At 42.0% G+C, this 22,886-nt stretch carries 16 protein-coding genes; 15 read left to right on the top strand and 1 reads right to left on the bottom strand.

What is annotated here, in order from left to right; translation table 11 throughout:
• Positions 1-230: 230 nt before the first annotated feature.
• From ACZ5C4_RS17465 to ACZ5C4_RS17450, 4 genes are read left to right on the top strand one after another with little or no spacing between them, the layout of a single operon-like run.
• Complete coding sequence (locus tag ACZ5C4_RS17465) at positions 231-4,418, top strand: phage tail tape measure protein (RefSeq protein ID WP_464522101.1); 4,188 nt, start codon at positions 231-233, stop codon at positions 4,416-4,418.
• Positions 4,415-5,260: a hypothetical protein gene (locus ACZ5C4_RS17460; protein WP_464522100.1), complete on the top strand. Its 846-nt coding sequence runs from the start codon at positions 4,415-4,417 to the stop codon at positions 5,258-5,260. The genes ACZ5C4_RS17465 and ACZ5C4_RS17460 overlap by 4 nt, the downstream gene beginning before the upstream one ends.
• The gene (locus ACZ5C4_RS17455; protein WP_464522099.1) at positions 5,248-6,243 is read left to right on the top strand and encodes a hypothetical protein; all 996 of its coding nucleotides are present in this window, start codon (positions 5,248-5,250) and stop codon (positions 6,241-6,243) included. Before ACZ5C4_RS17460 ends, ACZ5C4_RS17455 begins: the two co-directional genes overlap by 13 nt.
• Positions 6,244-6,245: 2 nt before the next feature.
• On the top strand, positions 6,246-7,121 hold the full coding sequence (locus ACZ5C4_RS17450; protein ID WP_464522098.1) for a hypothetical protein: 876 nt from the start codon (positions 6,246-6,248) through the stop codon (positions 7,119-7,121).
• Here ACZ5C4_RS17450 and ACZ5C4_RS17445 read toward each other — a convergent pair whose 3' ends face one another.
• The gene (locus ACZ5C4_RS17445; RefSeq protein ID WP_464522097.1) at positions 7,122-7,547 is read right to left on the bottom strand and encodes a hypothetical protein; all 426 of its coding nucleotides are present in this window, start codon (positions 7,545-7,547) and stop codon (positions 7,122-7,124) included. It abuts the gene before it with no gap.
• Between ACZ5C4_RS17445 and ACZ5C4_RS17440 the strand changes: the two genes are divergently transcribed.
• The 11 genes from ACZ5C4_RS17440 to metG all read left to right on the top strand — a co-directional run bounded on the left by ACZ5C4_RS17440 (position 7,537) and on the right by metG (position 22,359).
• Positions 7,537-8,307 (top strand): hypothetical protein, encoded by a 771-nt coding sequence (locus ACZ5C4_RS17440; protein WP_464522096.1) that lies wholly within the window; start codon positions 7,537-7,539, stop codon positions 8,305-8,307. The genes ACZ5C4_RS17445 and ACZ5C4_RS17440 overlap by 11 nt on opposite strands.
• 16 nt (positions 8,308-8,323) lie before the next feature.
• Complete coding sequence (locus ACZ5C4_RS17435; RefSeq protein WP_464522095.1) at positions 8,324-8,806, top strand: phage holin family protein; 483 nt, start codon at positions 8,324-8,326, stop codon at positions 8,804-8,806.
• Between the two features lie 33 nt (positions 8,807-8,839).
• A complete protein-coding gene (locus tag ACZ5C4_RS17430; RefSeq protein ID WP_464522094.1) occupies positions 8,840-9,919 on the top strand; it encodes a LysM peptidoglycan-binding domain-containing protein in 1,080 nt (359 codons plus the stop codon).
• A 221-nt stretch (positions 9,920-10,140) separates the two neighbouring features.
• Positions 10,141-10,836 (top strand): response regulator transcription factor, encoded by a 696-nt coding sequence (locus tag ACZ5C4_RS17425; RefSeq protein ID WP_464522093.1) that lies wholly within the window; start codon positions 10,141-10,143, stop codon positions 10,834-10,836.
• A 23-nt stretch (positions 10,837-10,859) separates the two neighbouring features.
• On the top strand, positions 10,860-13,445 hold the full coding sequence (locus tag ACZ5C4_RS17420; protein ID WP_464522092.1) for a sensor histidine kinase: 2,586 nt from the start codon (positions 10,860-10,862) through the stop codon (positions 13,443-13,445).
• A gap of 389 nt (positions 13,446-13,834) precedes the next feature.
• Positions 13,835-15,286: an aminotransferase class I/II-fold pyridoxal phosphate-dependent enzyme gene (locus ACZ5C4_RS17415; protein WP_464522091.1), complete on the top strand. Its 1,452-nt coding sequence runs from the start codon at positions 13,835-13,837 to the stop codon at positions 15,284-15,286.
• Between the two features lie 33 nt (positions 15,287-15,319).
• A complete protein-coding gene (speE, locus tag ACZ5C4_RS17410; RefSeq protein WP_464522090.1) occupies positions 15,320-16,171 on the top strand; it encodes a polyamine aminopropyltransferase in 852 nt (283 codons plus the stop codon).
• Positions 16,161-17,012, top strand: coding sequence for an agmatinase (speB, locus tag ACZ5C4_RS17405; protein WP_464522089.1), 852 nt, complete (start codon positions 16,161-16,163; stop codon positions 17,010-17,012). Before speE ends, speB begins: the two co-directional genes overlap by 11 nt.
• Before the next feature lie 278 nt (positions 17,013-17,290).
• Positions 17,291-18,493: a saccharopine dehydrogenase family protein gene (locus tag ACZ5C4_RS17400; protein ID WP_464522088.1), complete on the top strand. Its 1,203-nt coding sequence runs from the start codon at positions 17,291-17,293 to the stop codon at positions 18,491-18,493.
• A 97-nt stretch (positions 18,494-18,590) separates the two neighbouring features.
• Complete coding sequence (gene nspC / locus ACZ5C4_RS17395; protein WP_464522087.1) at positions 18,591-19,748, top strand: carboxynorspermidine decarboxylase; 1,158 nt, start codon at positions 18,591-18,593, stop codon at positions 19,746-19,748.
• 682 nt (positions 19,749-20,430) lie between these two features.
• Positions 20,431-22,359, top strand: coding sequence for a methionine--tRNA ligase (gene metG / locus ACZ5C4_RS17390; protein WP_464522368.1), 1,929 nt, complete (start codon positions 20,431-20,433; stop codon positions 22,357-22,359).
• The last annotated feature ends 527 nt before the right edge of the window (positions 22,360-22,886 follow it).

The following is a 22,886-nucleotide window of genomic DNA, read 5'->3' as shown; positions in this document are numbered from 1 at the left end:
TTTTTATACAAATTTTTAGGCGAAGGCAGGTGAGAAAAATTGAAAAGATAAAATGCGAGAAATGCGGACATACCCTTCTTTTTGCGGAAATAGTAAAGGGAGAGATAAAGTGTCCACGCTGTAAAAAGATAAATAAGATTGAATATTCAGCAAAGGCAAGAGCCAATAGTCCTCACCATTGAGTAGGGGAGCGTGCCTACTTTGCATAATAACAAGGTAGGTGAAGTAAATTGGCAGATGGAAAAGTCGTAATAGAGACTGACCTGGACTCTTCAGGGATAGAAAAAGGATTATCTAAATTAGGGAGCATAACCGCGAAAGGACTGAAAGTAGCAACTACGACGATTGCGGGGACAAGTACCGCGCTAGCGGGAATGGCTGCTGCGGCAATCAAAGTCGGTTCAGATTTTGAGGCTGGCATGTCGCGCGTGAAGGCAATATCTGGGGCAACAGAAGAAGAGTTTGAACAACTCCGGAAGCAGGCAATACAGCTTGGAGCAGATACAGCGTTTTCATCCAGTGAGGCGGCACAGGGTATGGAGAATCTTGCGGCAGCCGGATTTGAAACAAATGAGATTATGGACGCTATGCCGGGGCTTCTGGATTTGGCGGCAGCCTCCGGAGAAGATTTGGCAAATAGTTCTGATATTGCCGCTTCGACATTACGGGGGTTCGGGCTTGCGGCGTCCGATGCAGGGCATGTGGCGGATGTTCTCGCGGAAAATGCGAACAGGACGAATTCTTCCGTAGCAGAGACCGGAGAAGCAATGAAGTATATCGCACCGCTGGCGAGGGCGGCTGGTTTAAGTCTTGAGGAAACTGCCGCTGCAATCGGTATCATGGCAAATGCCGGAATACAGGGAAGCCAGGCAGGTACTACTTTGCGTGGTGCTTTGTCAAGATTATCAAAACCAACGGCGGACATGCAGCAGGCAATGGATGAACTGGGAATTTCCTTCTATGATTCAGAAGGGAAAATGCTTTCTTTGGCTGAACAGGTAGACATGTTAAGTAAGGCTATGGAAGGAATGACTGACGAACAGAAAAATAACTATCTTGTTACACTGTATGGACAGGAATCTCTTTCCGGCATGCTTGCATTAATCAATGAAGGCGCCGGCAGTTTATCTGATTTGACAGCGGCATATGAGGCGTGTGACGGTTCGGCAAAGACAGCGGCAGAAACCATGCAGGATAACCTTAAAGGTGCTGTGGAGCAATTAAGCGGTTCTGCGGAGTCGCTGGGGATTGTATTTTATGATAGCGTCGCAGAGAGTTTGAAAAATGCTGCTTTAGTGGCAACTGATAGTGTGAATAATATTACAGACGCATTTAACAATGGCGGATTGGGTATGGCGATTGAAACAGCAGGTAATGAGTTTGCGAATCTGGCAACGAAAGCAGCAGAACACGCGCCGGATATGGTAGACGCTGCTGTTAGCTTTATTCAGTCATTTGCAGAAGGTGTTATAAGCAACCGAGGACAGCTGATAAGCGCCGCAGGAGAAGTGGCACAGTCATTTGCAGGCGGACTGGCAGAACTGCTCCCATCAGAAATACAACAGCCAGTTGAAGAAGCAATAAGCGCTATATCGAAATCACTATCCTCTGGCGGTTTGGCAGATGCAGGGAGAACGTTGGTTAATACCTTAGATAATGTGATTGAGGTTGTTGGGAAACTGGCAGACGTAGCGCTTCCGCCACTGACAAAAGCGCTGGACTTTGCAGGGGAAAACCTTGATCTAGTTGCGGCTTCTGCGGCTGCGGCATTTACGGCGTTTAAGGGATACAAGATAATTACAAACACAACTTCTGCGTTAAGTAAAGGTATAAAAGCCTGGAAAAAAGCAGAGGCTGCCGTAGATGCTTACAATGTGATTCAGATGGCATGCACGGCGCGAGGTGTTGTATCAAATGCGACACTTACAGTAGGGCAGGCAGTAGTGGGACTATTTACGGGGAAAGTTACTCTTGCTACTGCTGCACAGACAGCGTGGAATGCTGTTATGTCTGCAAATCCGATTGGATTATTGTTGACGGCCGTGGGAGCGCTTACAGCCGGAATTGCGGCATATGCACTTACAACAGATAAATCGGTAACTTCTACAAGTGGATTGACTGAGAAGCAAAAAGAGAGTATTGAAGCAGCAAATCAGTCAATAAAAAGTATTCAGGAAGAGGCAGAGGCGCGGCGAGAGAACATAGCGGCGTCAACCGCTGAAATAGACAATGCAGAAGCCTTATGGGGAGAGCTACAAAATTGTGTTGATGCGAATGGACAAGTAAAAGCTGGATACGAGGAAAGAGCGCAATACATAACAGGAGAATTGGCAAGTGCGCTGGGAATAGAGATAGAACTGGTTGACGGGCAGATTACAAACTATCAAGAATTAAATGATTCCATATATGATGTTATTGCGGCTAAAAAAGCAGAAGCAGCTTTGAGTGCAATGGAATCAGAATACAATGAAGCAAAGAGGGAGCAGGTATCCCTTGCAGCAGATCTTGCGGCAGAATATGAAAAACTGACAGGCTATCAAACACAAAAGAATGAATTAGAGGCAGAAGCGCGAGAGATAAATGAAAGTTTATCAAAAACCTGGGACGATCAGAAAGCGGAACGTCTGGCTGAAATTAATGGAGAGCTTGCAGAAGTAAATGCAAACTTGGAAACGCAGGAAGCAAAATTTAATGAAGCCAATGCTGCTATGCAGAATAATCAGCAAATCATTTCTGGATATGAAAATCTGCTAAACGCAGCAATGGACGGAAATGTCGAAGCAATAAATTCAGCACTGGCAGAAATACAAGGTGGCATTAATACTACGCTGGATGCTACGTCTGAAGCTGCTCTTTCGCAAGCGCAGACAATGGGAGAAACGCTTTTATCATTACTCCAGATGCAGGCTGACGGTATGGAAGGTCTTGAGCAATCTACAGTAGATAGTACTGCACAGAGTATGGGGCTTGCAATTAATACAATAAGTTCATCTTCTGAACAAATGAAGTCACTTCTAGAGAGTGTTGGAACAGACGGTGCTGTAAAAATGCTCATGGGATTTCAAAATGCGGACCTTGCTGGAAATTTAAGTGCAGAAGCACAAAGTGGTATGCAGGCATTGATTTCAGCAATGGCAGGTATGGAAGGGGAATTAAGTCAAGAATCTAAAGATGCCTTAAATAGTTTTATTTCTGGATTTGATGGACTTAGCGAAGAAACACAAGCGGTTTGGTCTCAAGCATGGTATGGAGCATTATCGGGTCTGGAAGGATTTGAAGAGTTAGCAGATCCAGCTACAGAGGGAGCAGATGCTTTTCTGGAAAGTTTACAAGAGGCATTGGAAGTACATAGTCCATCACAAGCAGTTAAAGAAATATTTTCCTATGTTTGGCCAGGTGCAGTTGAAGGGCTATCTGAAGGGCAGGAAGAATTAAACACAATAGGCGGCAATGTCATACAGCAGTTTCTAAGTTCACTGACAAATGGCGGACTGCTAGAGGGGGCAAAACAGATTGGTTCAAATCTGATGTCTTATTTTGGCATAGGGATTGGCTCACAGACGGGAAATTCACAGACGCAGGGAAGAGCAAATGTAGACGCTGCAAATAAGGGGGCAGGTTCACTTAATCCGACTTCTACAGGTTCTAGGTTTGCCAGTCTTCTTGGTGGCGGAATAGGCAGTTTAGTTGGTTTTCTATTCGGGCAAGGGAAAGGATTGACGGATAGCGCAGATAGTGGAGCAGGTTCCATAAATCCAACGCCTACAGGCAATACATTTGGAAGCAGGCTGGGGCAGGGGATTAGCAGTATGCTCAGTTTTGTCGTTGGGAAAGCAAAGGAACTGGCAAGTGGTGCGGAAGACGGCGCAAATACTGCGGATTCTTATTCGGCTGGTAGTAACTTTGGCTCGGGTTTTGTCAATGGAATCGGAGCATGGATTGGCAGCGCAGTATCAAAGGCAGCAGAATTGGCATCCAGCGCGCTAAATGCGGTGAAAGAAAAGCTTGGTATTGAGTCTCCATCAAAAGAAATGAAAAAGGTTGGCGTTTTCTTCGGGAAAGGCTTTGAGGAAGGCGTAAAAAAAGAAGAAAAGGCTGTAGCGAAGACTGCAGAGAACTTAGGACAGATAGCGCTAGATTCGTTTAACATGGCAGATATATCTTCCCGTATGCGTGAAACAATGGCGATAAATACCGGCAGGATTGCAAAGTCATTTGCTATGGAAACAAGTGCAATAGTTATGAACAATGCCGAGACAAATAATACATTTCACCTTGCAGATGAAGATATAGAACGGCTGGCAAAAGAGTTTGGTATTACAGCAGCGGATATATTAGCAGATAAGGTGGAAGGTATGACAATGGAAGTATATGGCAGGGAATTTGCCCGGGTAGTAAAGGAGGCAGAAAGGCAATGATGGATATATACTATGTGAACAGCAAAGGGATTAGGCTTGATTTGCTCAAGCCTCCTTACATGCTCCAAACGGGAGACATTTTTGACTATGAGTGGGGTTACGAGAGTGTGGACACATCTGCCCTTGCCGGGAGAATAACAGATTTTACGCGGGGAATCAAAGAAAAGTCTTTGACGCTTAGTATCTTGAATTATTCGAGAGAAGCATATTACAAGGCAATAAACGCATTCCATGAAACAGTGGAGTATGACGTTTTGAATAAGGTTCCGGGAAAATTGTACGTCGGCGGGCAGTATTTACAATGCTATATCATTGAAGCGCAGAAAAGCGATTGGGAAAACGATATAGAACTGCTCGACGCGGATATTACAATCGTGGCAGAGTATCCTTTCTGGATAACAGAGCGAAAGTTTGAATTTAAACCCAGCACGGGAGAACAGACAGGAGAATACCTCGATTTCGATTTTGATGTACAATTCGATCTTCTTGGTGACGAAAAGGGTGTTGGAAACATAGATTTTGAACACTATTCTTTCTGTAATTTTTTGATAACTGTTTACGGGCCGTGTACAAATCCGCGGATAACAATCGGCGGGAATATATATGAGGTCAAGACAAAACTGGATACAGGGGAATATCTGTTAATCGATTCCCGCGCCGGTACAATCTACCGTGTCCGTGTAAACGGCATAAAAGTAAATGAGTTTGACAGCCGGAACACGGAAGAGGGCTCTGTATTTAAGAAAATCCAGCCGGGGTATAATTTAATAAGCTGGGACGGTACATTTGGATTTGATTTACTACTTTATGTAGAGAGGAGCGAGCCAGAATGGACAGAATGATAGTGGCAAATACCTCCGGCAAAGAAATCGGGTATCTTGATTATAGTATTGAAATGGATATGGACTTGGGAGATAGTAATGACTTTGAATTTGAAATGAAACTGGCGTCTTGGGATAAAACAAAAATAGACTATGGTTTTACTGTTGCTCTGGCTGACACAGAATATGGTGGAATTATCGGCGATATACAGACAGTAACTAAAAATGCAAAGATAGTTTTATCAGGAGATACATGGCGAGGAATGATGGCGAAAAAGGTAATTGAACCGCCTGCCGGGCAGGATTACAGGAGAGTATCTGGGGAATTAAACAGCATAATAAATGATTTAATAGGCAGTCAATTCGGCAGCCTGTTTTTTGTTTCTGCAAAGAGCACAGGCGTTTCTGTTCAGAATTATCAATTTGAGAGATATTGTACATTATTAGCCGGACTTGAAGCTATGCTGGCAAGCGTCGGATACAGATTAGATATACGTTATAGACATGGTGGAGTTGGTATCCCTGGCTGGGTAGAATTACAGGCGGTACAAGTTGAAGATTTTTCTGAAAGTAAAGAATACAATCAGGATAACCGTATCAATTTTACTGCGAGAGATTATAGACGTGGTATCAATCATTTAATCTGTGCCGGCACAGGGGAAGGGGCTGACAGGACAGTTCTTCATTTGTATGTACAGGCGGACGGGACTATTGGAAATACGAAGTATTATACTGGGTTGGATGAACGAGTGGCGTTATATTCTTACACGTCGCAATCAGACATGGAGAAATTAAGAGAGGACGGCATAAAGAGGCTGAAAGACATAATGGATTATAAGCAATTTGATATGACTGTCGAGGATGTCGATCTTGCGATCGGGGATATAGTATCTGGGCGTGATTATGTGACGGGGATTTCAGTGCAAAAGCCTGTGGCGCAAAAAATATTGAAGATTAAAAAAGGGCAGATTTCGGTTGAATACAAATTGAAAGGAGAGGACTAAAAATGGAAATTGTAACAGGATATGGAGGAAAAGCGCACATCACCGCAGAAGATTGGGCTGAACTGAACAGAGGAATAATGGGGACAGATTCATATGTTTTTGATGTGGGGCGTAAATTTGAATCTGAATTAGTATCAAATAATCTTTTAAAGATTTATGATGGCTGTGGTTTGATACAGGGGAGACAGTTTGTAATTCCTGCGGGACAAAGTGATGAAATTACAATCGAAAACGGGACGCAGGGAGAAAAGCGGATTGACTTAATTGTAGCGAGGTATAGTAAGAATGAAGATACAAAAATTGAGACTGTAGAAATCGTATTGATAAAAGGAGCTTCTGCAGAAACAGATCCACAGGTACCGGAGGGTACAAATGGGAATATTCGCGCTGGAGATTTAACAGCGGATATGCCGCTGTATGAAGTTGAGTTGGATGGAATCAATGTTACAGAGGTAAGAAAAGTTTTTAAGATGTGCATGACAAATGCAGATTTGTCCAATTCAATTAGTCAGTTAAATGATAATTTAGAAGATAAAATTGACGCCTATGCATTTTCGCTCGGGGAAGAAGTTTTTACAGGAACATATCTGAGCTCAAAGCCCATTTATGCAAAATGGATAAGCATTGGCGTATTGCCGAATAATACAACTAAAAGTGTAAATACCGGAATAACACCCGACTATTATTGGATAGATCCGGGAAATAGTTTTGCATTTTCCAATGGTGCAATGTATCCGATACCTTATGTCGACCCTAAAAATTCTGCAAACGGTATATCAGTACGTATAGACAGCAATGGCACTAGGCTGGTTGTGGGAACCGGAACAAACTGGTCTGGATACAGCGCGTATGTATGCGTGAAATATACAAAGAAATAATTATTTCCATGTTCCAATCGCGCTCCAGTTTACATTTGCCGTAGGATTTGCACCTGTCGACTGCATTATAACCACATCAAACCCTGTTTTGTTTGTGTTGGATGTCGAGATTTTTAACCATTGTATTCCATTTGAATAAACGGTAGCTACAATACGTGCAGATGTTTTTGATTCAATAGGAAATGGTATTGTTCTATTAGCAGAGTAATAAATATCGCCTTGTACGTTTCCAGAAGGAATAGAAAATGTGCCGCGATAGCCTCCCCACATCTCAAGCGTGCCGTTACTCCATTTTCGATAGTGGCCGTTGTCATTTTCGCCTTCTTCGACAATGTAATTAGCATTTAACTGACGGACACTATCAGACAAATCTGCATTTTTTACAGAAATATTTTTATGAAAGGATGATGAAATTATGAAAATCATATTTAATGATGCTACAGAGCTGCAGGTGCAGTCTGTACAAGTTATAAATAATCTGCTGCAAATAAAAACAGTATCCGCTACACGTGGGGAATTGCGGGAAAGGTTTTCGGATAAGTTTGCATGTAAAACTATTAAGGTTGAGGAACGCGGGCAGATACTTGCTACATATGAAAACTATACAGAATTATACAGAATTGAAGAATACGAAGGAACTATTTTAGGCGTTGCAATGTATAAGCAAGGAGAAACACCGGAGGAACGGCTGACAGCTGTAGAGGTTGACATGAAAACAGCACAAGAAGATATAGAAAAACTAAAAGAATCCGGTGCAGGAGTAGATCCGGCATTGTTTTCCGCGTCTGTAGTGGTTGCCCGTGCGAACGCACAGACATTAGAGGATGAGCAAGCATTACAAGCGAAAGTTTTGTATCCGACATGGGCAGAAGTTATCGGACAGACGGTGAAAAAAGGCTTCAAATTTGTTTATGAAGAGGCTCTCTATAAGACGATACAGGACAGCTTATTGATTCAAGAGCAGTATGTGCCGGGACAGGGCACGGAAAGTCTATATACAGTCATTGATGAAACCCACGCGGGGACGAGGGAAGACCCAATTCCTTATTCAGGGAACATGGAACTTGAATCCGGCAAGTATTACAGTCAGGGCGGCGTAACGTATCTGTGTAACCGCGACACTGGACAGGCAGTATTCCAGCCGCTGGCCGACCTGGTAGGAATTTATGTAGAAATAGTAGAATAGAAAGAAGGAGAGGTACATGAAGAAAATGGACAAGATTAAAGCAATTATCACAGTAATAACAGGGGCTTTATCAAGTGCGCTGGGTATATTATTTGTTCCTGTTATTCTGCTTGTTTTATGCAATATTATCGATTATGCAACAGGACTGCTTGCAACGCCGAGCAGAAAAGAGAATCTTAGTTCTTATAAGAGTATTCGAGGAATCACAAAGAAAGTAGCTATGTGGCTACTAGTTGTAGTGGGTGTGATTATAGATGAATTGATAAAATATTCTATAACTGCAATAGGGCTGTCTGTTCCATTTACATTTCTTATAGCGTGTATAGTAGCAATCTGGCTGATATGCAACGAGTTAATCAGCATACTAGAAAATATTGCAGACATTGGAATTAAGCTACCGGCGTTTTTGCAGAAGATAGTATATTACATAAAAGAACAGGCAGAAATGAAGGTGGATATAGATGATTTTGAAGAAAAAGACGAAGGTGAGGACGTGTAATAGCGTCCTCTTTTTAATGAAAGGTGAAATATTATGAGTATGAATGGAATTGATGTAAGTAACTGGCAGAACGGAATTAATTTGTTGGCTGTCCCGGCAGATTTTGTGATTATGAAAGCCACCGAGGGTACAGGATATGTAAGTCCGGACTGTGACCGCCAGTACCAGCAGGCAAAAAAAGCGGGACGGTGCCTCGGTGTGTACCATTATGCAAATGGCGGGGACTACAAAGCAGAAGCTGACTATTTTTTGAATAATATAAAAGGGTACATTGGTGAGGCAATACTGGTGTTGGATTGGGAAGGCACAAACAACCCTGCCTTTGGAGTTAATGATTATAACTGGTGCAAAGGCTGGCTTGATTATGTATACAGTAAGACAAATGTACGACCGCTATTATATTGCTCGCAGTCAGTTATGTCCCAGTTTAACGGAATAGGCGATTACGGAATGTGGATTGCGCAGTATGCGGATATGAATGAAACAGGCTATCAGGATACGCCGTGGAATGAGGGAGCCTATACGTGTGCTATTAGACAATACAGTTCCGCAGGGCGTCTATCGGGTTATTCCGGCAATTTGGACTTAAATAAGGCGTATATGGACCGTACCGGGTGGAACAAATACGCGGGCGGTGATAATGCAGTTCAGCCTTCCGGCGATACGGAAGATATAGAAACATTGGTACAGGAAGTTATCGCAGGAAAATGGGGAAACGGTGAGAATCGGAAAAATTCTTTGACATCTGCCGGATATGACTATGATGCAGTGCAAAATAGGGTGAATGAACTTCTTGGCCCTTCCTCTGGTACAACGTACATTGTGCAAAGCGGTGATACTTTAAGCGGAATTGCACAAAGATTCGGCACGACGTATCAGACGCTTGCCAGCCTAAACGGCATTACTGACTCGGATTTGATTTACGCGGGACAGACTATCAAAGTACCGGAAAATGATTCCGTTTCTTCACAATCTGCCTATACAGTACAATCTGGCGATACGCTAAGTGAAATTGCAGAACGGTATGGCACGACGACCAGCGCGCTCGTTTCCTTAAACGGCATATCTAATCCAGACGTAATTTGCGTTGGGCAGGTTATCAGGATAAAATAAAAAATTCCCCTGGGGTAATCCCAGGGGAAGAATACTGTATCATCTTCAAAAAATAGGATATTTTGGTAAATGAAATAACATAGGTTTACAACACGTTTACAACAAAAAATGCCGGAAATGGCGTAAAATCGTTTAAAAAACTTAAGAAATTTATAATATTTTTGAACGGCAGACCTTAAAAAATATTTCATATCATGTATACTGTAAGGGAGGTGATGAAAATGTATAAAATTTTAGTATGTGATGATGATAAAGAAATCGTAGAAGCGATTGAGATATATTTAACCCAGGAAGGGTATCACATCTTGAAAGCGTATGATGGAATAGAAGCACTTGCTATATTGGAGAAAGAAGAGGTAAACCTTCTTATTTTGGATGTGATGATGCCAAGACTTGACGGAATCAGGGCGACTTTGAAGATAAGGGAGAACAACAGTCTTCCGATTATCATTCTATCTGCTAAATCGGAAGATGCAGATAAAATACTGGGGCTGAATATCGGGGCAGATGATTATGTGACGAAGCCGTTTAATCCTTTAGAACTGATGGCAAGAGTGAAGTCTCAGCTTCGCCGTTATAATCAACTCGGAGGAAACAGTAAAAAGGATGACGATAAAGTTTATGAAGCAGGCGGTTTAAAGATCAATGACGATCTAAAGGAAGTCACTGTAGACGGAGAAGCGGTGAAGCTGACTCCAATAGAATACAATATTTTACTGTTATTGATGAAAAATCAGGGCAGAGTTTTTTCTATTAATCAGATTTACGAATCTATCTGGAATGAGGATGCAATTGGAGCAGATAATACAGTTGCTGTGCATATACGGCATATAAGAGAAAAAATTGAAATCAATCCCAAAGAACCCAGATATCTGAAGGTGGTCTGGGGAGTTGGTTATAAGATAGAAAAGCTGTAAGTAAGCCCCTGGAAAGGAGTATTATGAATAAATGGTATAGAAAACCAGTTACAAAAGCGATATTGGTTGTACTGGCAATTTTGTCGGCTGCTTCTATGGTGATGAATGTACTTGTAATAAGTGCATTTTCAGGGAATATATTTCAACAAAATTTCTGGGAGTCCACGAAACTGCCTTACGAAGAGTCTGCTGATTTTTATGCAGCGGTAGAAAATGCAATGTATACGGTACTTGAACAGCAGCATTGGAGGAAAAATCTGGAAACAGACGGAAAATATGATGAAAACAAGCTGGTTGATATTATAGAGTACGGGCAAAAAGATACCGTTTCAGGAGAAAACACCTCCGGACTGGTGTATCGGCTTGGAGATTTAGACCAGTGGGGGGAAATATTTGATTCGGGTGAAGCGCTATATACAAATACAGGAGTTATCGTATGTGAAAACCTGGACGGAACCTATCATTATTATTATCTGGAAGAGTTTTTTAACATGCTTGAGGAAGGAACTCTGTCAATAGACATAGAGGAAAAAAATAGGAATGATTTCCTGGATGCGCTGAAAAATGGATATTATACCTCTACTGGCTACTATGACTATAGTTTGAAAGTGAAAAATAAAGAAGGGGAAACAGTATACACAGACTGTTGGAATTTCGACGCTTCATTAATAGAGGAATACGCGCCGGAAGGAGCAGAAAATCTTCTTGAGGTAGTGAATAGTATTCCAGAGTTGAACGGGAAATTGTTTGATATTTATCACTATTTGGATAAGGCAATCTATAGTCTGCACAATGCTGCGCTTCTATACCAGGACGGCGCAGAGACTTATGGAGAGGGAAATACAAATTTTACTTATATTTATGCAGACCTGGATTCAAAACAGATATATACAAATAAAGCAGAATATCAGGATTTTGACAAAGCAGAAGAAAATATCAATCAGATGATTGCAGATAAAAATGACAAATATATTATTATTTTTCCAAAGCTGGAAGATTTTAAAACAAATATGGATATTGCTGCAAGTACGTATAAAGATATGGTAAATAATTATATAGGCGGAACAAACAAAAATATTGTTTTTGCAGCCTGTGTAGATACAGATTTCCCTATTCAGGATGTATTTTATACATCAAAAGAAACCTATGACAGAAATCTTCCTTATCTGCGGAACAGTGCGCTTGTGGGAAGTGCATCAGCGGTTTTATTTTTCATTCTGATTATCTGGCTGACTTTGGTTACCGGAAGAAGGGCAGAAGATGAGGAAATTCATTTGAATGGATTTGACAGATGGAAAACAGAGATTGCGGCGGCTCTTATTATTGGAATCTGGCTTGGATTTACTGCATTTTTAAGCATGAATTGGACAGGTGTTACTACGGGATATAATGGAGCAAACCTTTATGACGCAATGCAGTATGTATACTTTGGCGGTCTTTCTACAGCGTATATCAGCATAACGGATAGAATTGCTTTGTGTGTTTACGGTCTTCTTACAGGTATTTGTTTCTTTGCAGGATATTTAAGCCTGGTTAAAAGAATAAAGGCAGGAACCCTTTGGAAAAACAGCCTGCTTTGTGCAGTCGGACGCTTTGCAGGTGTGACATGGAGGAACCGGACTGTCACATTTCAGGGAATTGCCGCGTTAATCGGCATCTTTGTTATTCACTGGATGTGTCTGGTAACAGGATGGCATATAATATGTGTGATACCGGCAATTCTTGCAGACATAGGAGTTATTTATGTCGTGATAAGTAATGCGATTGCTAAAAGTAGAATTAAAAAAGGAATTGAACAGATTGCTTCAGGAGATCTGAATTACCGGATAGAATTGAAGGGATTAAGAGGAACAAACCTGGAAATGGCAGAAAAGGTGAATAATATTGGAAATGGACTGAATCGCGCGGTAGAAGAAAATATGAAGAGTGAACGGCTAAAGACGGATTTAATTACAAATGTTTCCCATGATATTAAAACCCCGCTTACTTCTATTATCAATTATGTGGATCTTTTAAAGCGAGAAAACCTGCAGGATGAAAAAATCCAGGGATACCTTGCAATCCTTGAAGCAAAGGCACAGCGATTAAAGACACTGACAGAGGACGTTGTGGAGGCATCAAAGGTCAGTAGCGGAAATATTAAGCTGGAATTTATGAATGTAAATCTTGTAGAGATGATTCAGCAGACAGAGGGTGAGTTTGAGGAAAAATTTTCTGCCCGAGACTTATCGGTTATTACCAGTCTGCCGGAACAGGAGGCAATCATACATGTAGATGGCAGAAGACTGTGGAGAGTATTGGAGAATATATATGGAAATGCAGCTAAATATGCAATGCCGGGGACAAGGGTGTATGCAGACTTGAAGGTAGAGGATGAAACAGTACGTTTTTCGTTGAAAAATATTTCTGAACAGCAGTTGAATATATCTGCGGATGAACTGACGGAACGGTTCATACGGGGAGATATATCGCGAAGTACAGAAGGCAGTGGATTGGGTCTGTCGATTGCCCAAAGCCTGATGAAAATGCAAGGCGGAGTGATGAAACTATATCTGGATGGGGATTTGTTTAAGGTAGAGTTAGAATTCCCAAGAGTGAAAGAGCAGTAACAACAATTTTAAAAACTCCTTGAATTCCTTGATTTTATGTGCTACTATACAGAATGTATGGAAAGCAGGTTATTGGAAAGTTCTCCATGCAAATATTTTACGCGGCGAAAGCTGCATTATTGATTGGGTTAGGAGCCCAGATTTTATAAGTTGGTTACTTTATAACCGGTATCGCCGGTGTTTCCGGCGCTATATTCGTGGCATACGAAACTTGTGAAACGGTCAATAAGAGTAGTAAAAGTAAAAATATTTGCTATATAGACTCTACGTCCAATATCTGTTAAATCCGGCGAAATTTTAAAACGAAGAAGAGACAGGATATAAACACAGGTGAGCAGCGCGAAGCTTATTGCCTGTGTTTTTTATATAAAATTTGGGGAGGAAAGAAGATGGCAAATTTACCTCAGACAAGTGCTCCGATTTACGAGGCATTGGAAAGATTCAGAAGAAACAGGGTCGTACCCTTTGATGTTCCGGGACATAAACATGGGAGAGGAAATCCGGAATTAGTAGAACTGCTCGGAGACAGATGTGTCAGTATTGACGTAAATTCTATGAAACCATTAGATAACCTGTGTCACCCTGTTTCTGTTATCAAAGAAGCAGAGGAACTGGCAGCGGAAGCTTTTGGCGCAGAACATGCTTTTTTAATGGTAGGAGGAACTACATCCTCCGTACAATCCATGATTTTGTCTTGCTGTAAGAAAGATGATAAAATTATTCTTCCGAGGAATGTACATAGAAGTGTGATCAATGCAATTGTCCTATGCGGTGCAAAACCAGTGTATGTAAATCCTGATGTAGACCAGAAATTAGGAATCTCTTTGGGAATGAAGATGGATGCGGTGGAATTGGCAATTCGGGAAAATCCAGATGCAGTGGCCGTATTTGTCAATAATCCGACATATTACGGAATTTGTTCTAATTTAAAGGAAATTGTGAAAAAGGCGCATGAAAAGGAAATGAAAGTTCTGGTAGATGAGGCGCATGGAACCCATTTTTATTTTGGGGAGACGCTGCCTGTATCAGCGATGGAAGCAGGAGCAGACATGGCGTCTGTCAGTATGCATAAATCAGGCGGCAGCCTGACACAGAGTTCTTTTCTCTTGACAGGAAAAGGGATGAATGCGGGATATGTCCGTCAGATTATCAACTTAACGCAGACAACAAGCGGATCCTACTTACTTTTGTCCAGCCTGGATATTTCCAGAAGAAATCTGGCGCTGCGGGGAGTAGAGGCTTTTGAGAGAGTGATCAATCTGGCCGAATATGCCAGAACAGAGATCAATCAGATTGATAATTATTATGCATTTGGAAGGGAACTGGTAAACGGCGACAGTATTTATGACTTTGATCCTACAAAGCTTTCGATTCACACATTAGATATTGGACTTGCGGGTATAGAAGTGTATGATATTTTAAGAGATGAATACGACATTCAAATTGAGTTTGGAGATTTAGGAAATGTTCTTGCCTATCTGTCTATCGGAGACAGGAAACAGGAAGTGGAACGTCTGGTAAGTGCATTGGCAGATTTGAAACGCAGGTATCAGAAGGATAAAACAGGTATGCTTTCTCAAGAATATATTTCACCAAAGGTAGTGATGACACCGCAGGAGTCTTTCTATGCGGAGAAGGAGTCTTTGCCGATTCGGGAGACAAAGGGACGTGTATGTAATGAGTTTGTCATGTGTTACCCTCCGGGAATACCGATTCTTGCTCCGGGAGAGGAAGTGACAGACGCGATTATCGACTACATTCTCTATGCAAAAGAAAAGGGTTGTTCACTTACCGGACCAGAAGATGAGCACATTGAACGGTTGAATGTATTGAAACGATAGAATATTGGAAATGTAAAAAAGAGGATTAGAAAGATGGAAATGTGGTTTTCAGACAGGCATACGGATGGAGTAAAGCTTTCTATCCGGATCGAGGAACAGTTGTTTAGTGCACAGAGCGAATTTCAGAGGATTGATGTGCTGGACTCTAAAGAATATGGGAAAATTTTGGTAGTGGACGGGGATTTAACGCTTACGGAAAAAGATGAGTTTATTTATCACGAGATGATCACGCACGTTCCCTTTGCCGTAAATCCAGAAATAAAGGATGTGCTGGTTATGGGCGGAGGAGACGGCGGTGTTGTCAGGGAGCTGATTAAATATGAATCTGTCAGGACGATTGATGTGGTGGAAGTAGATCCATTGCTTGTAGAGGTCTGCCGAAAATATATGCCGGAGATTGCAAACAGTCTTACGGATGAAAGAGTAAATATATTCCATGAGGACGGGGTAAAATACATTCGTTCTAAAGCAGATACATATGATTTAATTATTATTGACTCACCGAATCCATTCGGTGCGGGGGAGGGGCTTTTTACAAAGGAATTCTATGGGAATTGCTATAATGCGCTGCATGAGGACGGCATTATGATTAATCAGAATGAAAGCCCGTTTTATGAGGAAGAAGCATACCAGTGCCAGCGTATGCATAAACGAATTTTAAGTACCTTTCCGATATGTAAAGTATACCAGGCACATTTGCCGTCCTATCCGTCAGGGCACTGGCTGTTTGGGTTTGCCTCAAAGGTATATCATCCTTTGAACGATTTGAAAAAGGTAGAGTGGAAGCTGCTTGGAGTGAAAACAAAATACTACGAGCCAAGACTCCATGCAGGTGTTTTTGCGCTTCCGGTTTATGTGGAGGAGTTATTAAGAGATGTGGAATAAGAATGTTGTGGATTTTATGGGATGTGATGCAGCATATGAAGAGGCAGACATTGTATTATTTGGAGCGCCCTTTGATTCGACAACTTCGTTTCGCCCTGGAACTCGGTTTGCCGGTCAGGCTATTCGGAATGATTCTTATGGACTGGAGACATACAGCCCTTATCAGGATAGGGACCTAACGGAGAAAAGAATATTTGACTGCGGCGATCTGGAGCTTTCTATCGGAAATGCACAGATGGTTCTGGAACAGATTGAGGCATGTGCAAAACAGATTTTAACAGACGGCAAACTTCCCTTTATGATAGGCGGGGAACATCTGGTTACATTGGGAAGCGTAAGAGCTGTGGCAAGAAAATATCCGGATATGCATATCATACATTTTGACGCGCATACAGATTTGCGACAGGATTATCTCGGAGTAGAATTGTCACATGCCTGTGTGTTGAGAAGATGCTGGGAAATTCTGGGAGACGGCAGAATCCATCAGTTTGGAATTCGCTCTGGCGAAAAGGAAGAGTTCGAGTGGGCAAAGCAGGGACATACGGACTTACACCCGTTTAATTTGGAAGGACTGGAACAGACAATCGAAAAGCTAAAAGGGAAACCAGTTTATTTTACAGTAGACCTGGATGTCTTGGATCCGTCTTTCTTCCCTGGAACAGGAACACCCGAGCCGGGCGGTATTGCATTTATGAGCCTTATGCATGCAGTGACAAAGGTTTGCGGTCAGACAAATCTGGTAGGGTGTGATGTGAATGAACTTTGCCCGGGATATGATCAGAGTGGAGGTTCTACTGCTGTAGCGTGTAAAATCATACGGGAGATGTTGATTGCTTTATAGGATTCGGGTGTCAAAAGGTAACTTATTTAAATTCTCTTATCAATTTTCACAAAAAGTAACTTTTTAGACTCCGGTGCGCGGAGTATTCCGCTGAACCTCTTAATACGAAAATCACGTCAGCAAAGGCTTCCGTGATTTTGGAGTTTCATCTCCATCGCGCACAAAGTCGTCTGGCAAGTTATCTTTTTGTGAAAATTGCCGGAAGCATTTGCAAAAGCTACCTTTTTACACCCGAATCTTTATAGAAAATATAGAAGAAACAGAGAGGAGAAAAGAAAATGGGAAAAGTTATGGTAATTGGCTGTGGCGGTGTGGCAAGTGTTGCGATACATAAAATCTGCCAGAACAGCGAGGTATTTACAGAACTCTGTATTGCAAGCAGAACAGTATCTAAATGCGATGCGCTGAAAGAAAAATTACAGAAAACGACAAAGACGAATATAACAACGGCACAGGTGGATGCAGATAATGTGCAGGAGCTGACAGAATTAATAAAGAAAGAAAAGCCGGAGGTTGTTTTAAACCTTGCCTTGCCATATCAGGACTTGACGATTATGGACGCATGTCTGGAGGCAGGGGTGCACTATATCGATACGGCGAATTATGAGCCGGAGGATACGGCAAAGTTTGAATATAAATGGCAGTGGGATTATCGGGAGCGATTTGAGCAGGCGGGACTTACGGCACTGCTTGGAAGCGGCTTTGATCCCGGAGTGACAAGCGTTTTTTCAGCATATGCGCTGAAACATTATTTTGACGAAATTAACTATATTGATATTTTAGACTGTAATGCCGGTGATCATGGCTATCCTTTTGCGACAAACTTTAATCCGGAAATCAATATCCGTGAAGTATCTGCAAATGGTTCCTATTGGGAGAACGGCGAATGGGTAGAGACAAAACCAATGGAAATAAAAAGAGTATATAATTTTCCGGAAATAGGTGAGAAGGACATGTATCTGCTCCACCATGAGGAAATAGAATCGTTGGCATTAAATATTCCGGGAATTAAAAGAATCCGTTTCTTTATGACATTTGGCGAAAGCTACTTAAACCATCTGCGTTGTCTGGAAGATGTGGGAATGACTTCAATTGAACCGATTATGTACAATGGACAGGAGATCGTGCCGCTTCAGTTCTTGAAGGCAGTACTTCCAGATCCTTCTTCTTTAGGGCCGCGCACAAAAGGAAAGACAAACATAGGCTGCATTTTTATCGGGAAAAAAGATGGGAAAGAAAAAACGTTATATATTTATAATACATGTGACCATCAGGAGTGTTACAAAGAGGTAGGCTCCCAGGCAGTGGCATACACAACAGGAGTTCCGGCAATGATCGGCGCTATGATGGTGATGACAGGGCAGTGGAAGAAGGCGGGCGTCTACAATATGGAAGAATTTGATCCGGATCCGTTCATGGACGCATTGAACAAATGGGGACTTCCATGGAAAATCAGTGAAAATCCAGAATTAGTGGAGTAAGACAGGAATTGAAATGGGCGTCTTATATATTAAGATAGTATCCATGTATTTCAGTTAAGAATATACATGGCTGCACAAGATTCTGGAGAAGAGACATATGAAAAAGGAAGAATTAAAAAAGGAACAGCTTTGTACTCCCTGCTATATTATCCAGGAGAAAAAAATCAAAGATAATTTAGAGCAGTTAAGAGAAATCCGCGAGGAGACGGGCTGTAAGATTTTATTGGCACAGAAGGCGTTTTCCATGTATTCGCTGTACCCCCTTATCGGAAGATATATCGACGGAACGACGGCAAGTGGATTATATGAGGCAAAATTAGGCTTTGAAGAGATGGGGAAGGAAAACCATATCTTTTCACCTGCATACAGGGAAGACGAGATGGAAGAGATCTTAGGATACTGCGACCATCTTGTGTTTAATTCGCCGGGACAGCTTAAAAAATTTAAACAACAAGCGATCGATGCAGGAAAAAGTATAGGCTTAAGGATTAATCCGCAGTGTTCCACGCAGGAGGGACATGCGATTTATGACCCTTGCGCGCCAGGCTCTCGGCTTGGAACTTTAATAGAACAGATAACGCCGGAAATCTTAGAGGGTGTGGAGGGGCTGCACTTCCATACATTGTGCGAACAGAATTCAGATGCCTTGAAAACAACTTTGGATGCGGTGGAAGAAAAATTTGCACCCTATTTGCAGCAAATGAAATGGATCAACTTTGGGGGCGGGCACCATATCACAAGGGAAGGATATGACAAAGAACTGCTGAAAGACTGCATCCGGTATGTACAGAACAAATATCAGGTGGAAGTATATCTGGAGCCGGGAGAGGCAATAGCGCTCAATGCAGGAATTTTGCTGACAGAAGTGTTGGAGATTGTGGAAAATGAAATGTCTATAGCTATTTTAGATACGTCGGCGGCATGTCATATGCCAGACGTACTGGAAATGCCATACCGTCCTCCGCTAAAAGGTTCCGGAGATCCCAAGATAGACAAAGAGAGAAAAAGCAAACCTTATATATACCGGTTGGCAGGGCCTACCTGTCTTGCTGGTGACATCATAGGAGAGTATTGTTTTGCACAGCCTTTGAAATGTAAAGACAGGCTGGAATTTCAGGATATGGCGATTTATACGATGGTGAAAAATAATACATTTAATGGAATGAAGCTTCCGGATATTATTCTGGAGAGAGAAAACGGCAGATTTGAGATGATACGCTCCTTTGAATATACGGATTTTAAAGAAAGGTTATAAATAGCAACGGCGAGGTCTTCCGGCTAACTGCTACAATTTACATAATCCAAGTGGCAGGGCTTGACAAAGGAAAGTCCAGTGTGTTAGATTTTTGTTATTATAAAAGAAAAGGCAATGATAAAGAGAGTACATTTTTTGGAATTTTACAGAGAGTCCTGGCTGGTGAGAAGGGATGAAGGAAGAAAGATGGAAGATGGCTTTTGAGCAGCGCATATGAGCCAGGAACAGGAAAAGCGTAAGAGCGCGAAAAGGAAAACAGCATCCTGTGTGAGTGTGCGATGGGCCCGCCCATTATAGCGGCAAGTGTTCTGCACTTATAGAGGTTTTCTGCCGCGAGGCAGGAGCAAACGAGAAGTGGTACCACGGCAGCAGCCCGTCTTCTTTTTAAGAGAAGGCGGGTTTTTATATCATAGGAAAGTCCTTCGGACTGACCTATGATATAAAAACCCTTCGGGCAGTATGCGCACGCCGCAATAAGGAAATTTTACCGCTTTGCGGTATTGCGGCGGTGCGTAAAGTGTACAAACCCGTCAAAAGTGAGGGGCAGGGGAGTTGAAGCGGGCTTGTCCACTTTGTTCTTGTATTAGGAAGCTTTCATTCCCTATATAATAAACCTTTGAGGGGATGCACGTACAAAAAGAGAGCAATCTCTATGAGCTTATGCAGTACTTTGTAGGCACAGATTTATAAAAAAAGAAAAGGAGAGAGAAAAATGTGTGAAAAACCGAAATACTATATTACTACGGCAATTGCGTATACATCCGGAAAACCCCATATCGGGAACACGTATGAGATTGTACTTGCAGATGCGATTGCGCGTTATAAGAGAAGCCAGGGGTATGACGTGTTCTTCCAGACGGGAACAGATGAGCATGGACAGAAGATTGAAATGAAAGCAGAAGAGGCGAATGTCACACCGAAAGAATTTGTCGATGACGTTTCAGCAGAAATTAAGAGAATATGGGATCTGATGGATACCTCTTATGATAAATTTATACGTACAACCGATAAAGACCACGAAAAACAGGTGCAGAAAATATTCAAAAAGCTGTACGAGCAAGGAGATATTTATAAAGGACATTATGAGGGAATGTACTGTACTCCCTGTGAATCTTTTTTTACTGAGTCTCAGCTGGTAGACGGAAAATGTCCGGACTGCGGAAGAGAAGTGCAGCCTGCAAAAGAAGAGGCATACTTCTTTAAAATGAGTAAATATGCAGACAAGCTGATTGAGCATATCCATACACATCCAGAGTTTATACAGCCTGTATCCAGGAAAAATGAAATGATGAATAACTTTCTTCTGCCGGGACTCCAGGATCTATGTGTGTCCAGGACTTCCTTTAAATGGGGGATTCCGGTTGACTTTGATGCGAAGCATGTAGTGTATGTCTGGCTGGATGCTTTGACAAACTATATCACAGGGATTGGATATGAATGTGACGGAGAAAGTACAGAGCAGTTCCAGAAATTGTGGCCGGCTGATTTACATTTGATCGGAAAAGACATTATTCGTTTCCATACGATTTATTGGCCGATTTTTTTGATGGCACTGGGTCTGCCGCTTCCTAAACAGGTATTTGGACATCCGTGGCTTTTGCAGGGAGACGGAAAGATGAGCAAATCCAAAGGAAATGTACTGTATGCAGATGAACTGGTAGATTTCTTCGGCGTGGATGCAGTGCGTTATTTTGTGCTCCATGAGATGCCGTTTGAAAATGACGGGATCATTTCCTGGGAACTGATGGTGGAACGCATGAATTCGGATCTGGCGAATACGCTGGGGAACCTGGTAAACCGTACCGTATCTATGACAAATAAATATTTCAATGGCACTGTACAGGATAAAGAGGTTTCAGAAGAAGTAGACGCAGATTTAAAACACGTGGTAGAAGAGGCGCCAAAGCTGGTGGCAGCAAAAATGGATGAGTTGAGAGTCGCAGATGCGATTACAGAAATATTTAATCTGTTTAAACGCTGCAATAAATATATAGATGAGACGATGCCCTGGGTTTTGGCAAAGGACGAGGCAAAAAAAGAACGCTTGGAAACAGTGCTGTGGAATCTGATTCAGAGTATTTCAGAAGGAGCAAAGCTTCTTGAACCATATATGCCGTCTACTAGCAAGAAGATTTTAGAACAGCTTGGAAATGGGAATGTGACACAAAAACCAGAAATTCTTTTCCAGAGACTGGACATAGAGGAGGTTCTGAAAAAAGTAGAAGAATTACATCCTCCTGTAGAAGAGAAAGAAGAAGGAAAAGTTATTGATATAGAGGCGAAACCTGAAATTACATTTGAACAGTTTGGAGCAATGCAGTTCCAGGTAGGAGAGATTATCGCCTGCGAAGAAGTAAAGAAATCCAAAAAGCTGCTCTGCTCCCAGGTGAAGATCGGCGGCCAGGTAAAACAAATTGTTTCAGGAATCAAAGCATACTATACTCCAGAAGAGATGGTTGGAAAGAAAGTGATGGTTCTTGTAAACTTAAAGCCTGCAAAGCTGGCGGGAGTACTGTCTGAGGGAATGCTTTTGTGCGCAGAGGATGAAAACGGTAACCTTGCCCTGATGACACCAGAAAAAGAAATGCCCGCAGGAGCAGAAATTAGCTAAATATAAATTTAAGTGACAAAAGGGACGTGTGAAAGAGATGCTTTGCATCGTTCGTCAGGGCTTCGCCGAAATTCCTCACTCACGCAAAGCATCTCTTTCACACTCACACTTTCGCCAGCTTAAGTTTATAATTCGTAACGGAAAAAATCGGCTTCACGCTGCTATGCATTTCCAATCAGAAGTAGTATAGATACTTCTAATTGAAGGGCTATAACAACGTGAAGCCGTTCTCTTTTTTATGAATTTCAGTTAGGGCGCTACCTTCCTATAGACGAAGGAAAAACTTCTGACTGGGAGTCTGTAGCTGCGTGAAACCGGTTCTGTTCTGTCTGAAATTATAAACTTAAGCTGGCGAAAGTGTAAGCGCAAGAGGGAGTGTGTTGCAAAAGTGAGGAATTCCGGCGAAGCCCTGACGAACGTTGCAATACACGCCCTCTTGCGCGAACCATTTTGTCAATTAAATTTATATTTATTTTTCTTGTAGTTTGTTTTCTGATGTGTTAAAGTAAGAGTACCTTTTCTATTAC

The organism is Mediterraneibacter flintii, assembly GCF_055387595.1.
This window is presented reverse-complemented; position numbering and strand designations above follow the sequence as displayed.

What these genes read in the sequence shown, in the direction of transcription:
- ACZ5C4_RS17460 (WP_464522100.1), top strand. Translation starts at nt 4,415, where the DNA reads ATGATGGATATATACTATGTGAACAGCAAAGGGATTAGGCTTGATTTG.
- ACZ5C4_RS17455 (WP_464522099.1), top strand. Translation starts at nt 5,248, where the DNA reads ATGGACAGAATGATAGTGGCAAATACCTCCGGCAAAGAAATCGGGTAT.
- ACZ5C4_RS17450 (WP_464522098.1), top strand. Translation starts at nt 6,246, where the DNA reads ATGGAAATTGTAACAGGATATGGAGGAAAAGCGCACATCACCGCAGAA.
- ACZ5C4_RS17440 (WP_464522096.1), top strand. Translation starts at nt 7,537, where the DNA reads ATGAAAATCATATTTAATGATGCTACAGAGCTGCAGGTGCAGTCTGTA.
- ACZ5C4_RS17445 (WP_464522097.1), bottom strand. Translation starts at nt 7,547, where the DNA reads ATGATTTTCATAATTTCATCATCCTTTCATAAAAATATTTCTGTAAAA.
- ACZ5C4_RS17435 (WP_464522095.1), top strand. Translation starts at nt 8,324, where the DNA reads ATGAAGAAAATGGACAAGATTAAAGCAATTATCACAGTAATAACAGGG.
- ACZ5C4_RS17430 (WP_464522094.1), top strand. Translation starts at nt 8,840, where the DNA reads ATGAGTATGAATGGAATTGATGTAAGTAACTGGCAGAACGGAATTAAT.
- ACZ5C4_RS17425 (WP_464522093.1), top strand. Translation starts at nt 10,141, where the DNA reads ATGTATAAAATTTTAGTATGTGATGATGATAAAGAAATCGTAGAAGCG.
- ACZ5C4_RS17420 (WP_464522092.1), top strand. Translation starts at nt 10,860, where the DNA reads ATGAATAAATGGTATAGAAAACCAGTTACAAAAGCGATATTGGTTGTA.
- ACZ5C4_RS17415 (WP_464522091.1), top strand. Translation starts at nt 13,835, where the DNA reads ATGGCAAATTTACCTCAGACAAGTGCTCCGATTTACGAGGCATTGGAA.
- speE (WP_464522090.1), top strand. Translation starts at nt 15,320, where the DNA reads ATGGAAATGTGGTTTTCAGACAGGCATACGGATGGAGTAAAGCTTTCT.
- speB (WP_464522089.1), top strand. Translation starts at nt 16,161, where the DNA reads ATGTGGAATAAGAATGTTGTGGATTTTATGGGATGTGATGCAGCATAT.
- ACZ5C4_RS17400 (WP_464522088.1), top strand. Translation starts at nt 17,291, where the DNA reads ATGGGAAAAGTTATGGTAATTGGCTGTGGCGGTGTGGCAAGTGTTGCG.
- nspC (WP_464522087.1), top strand. Translation starts at nt 18,591, where the DNA reads ATGAAAAAGGAAGAATTAAAAAAGGAACAGCTTTGTACTCCCTGCTAT.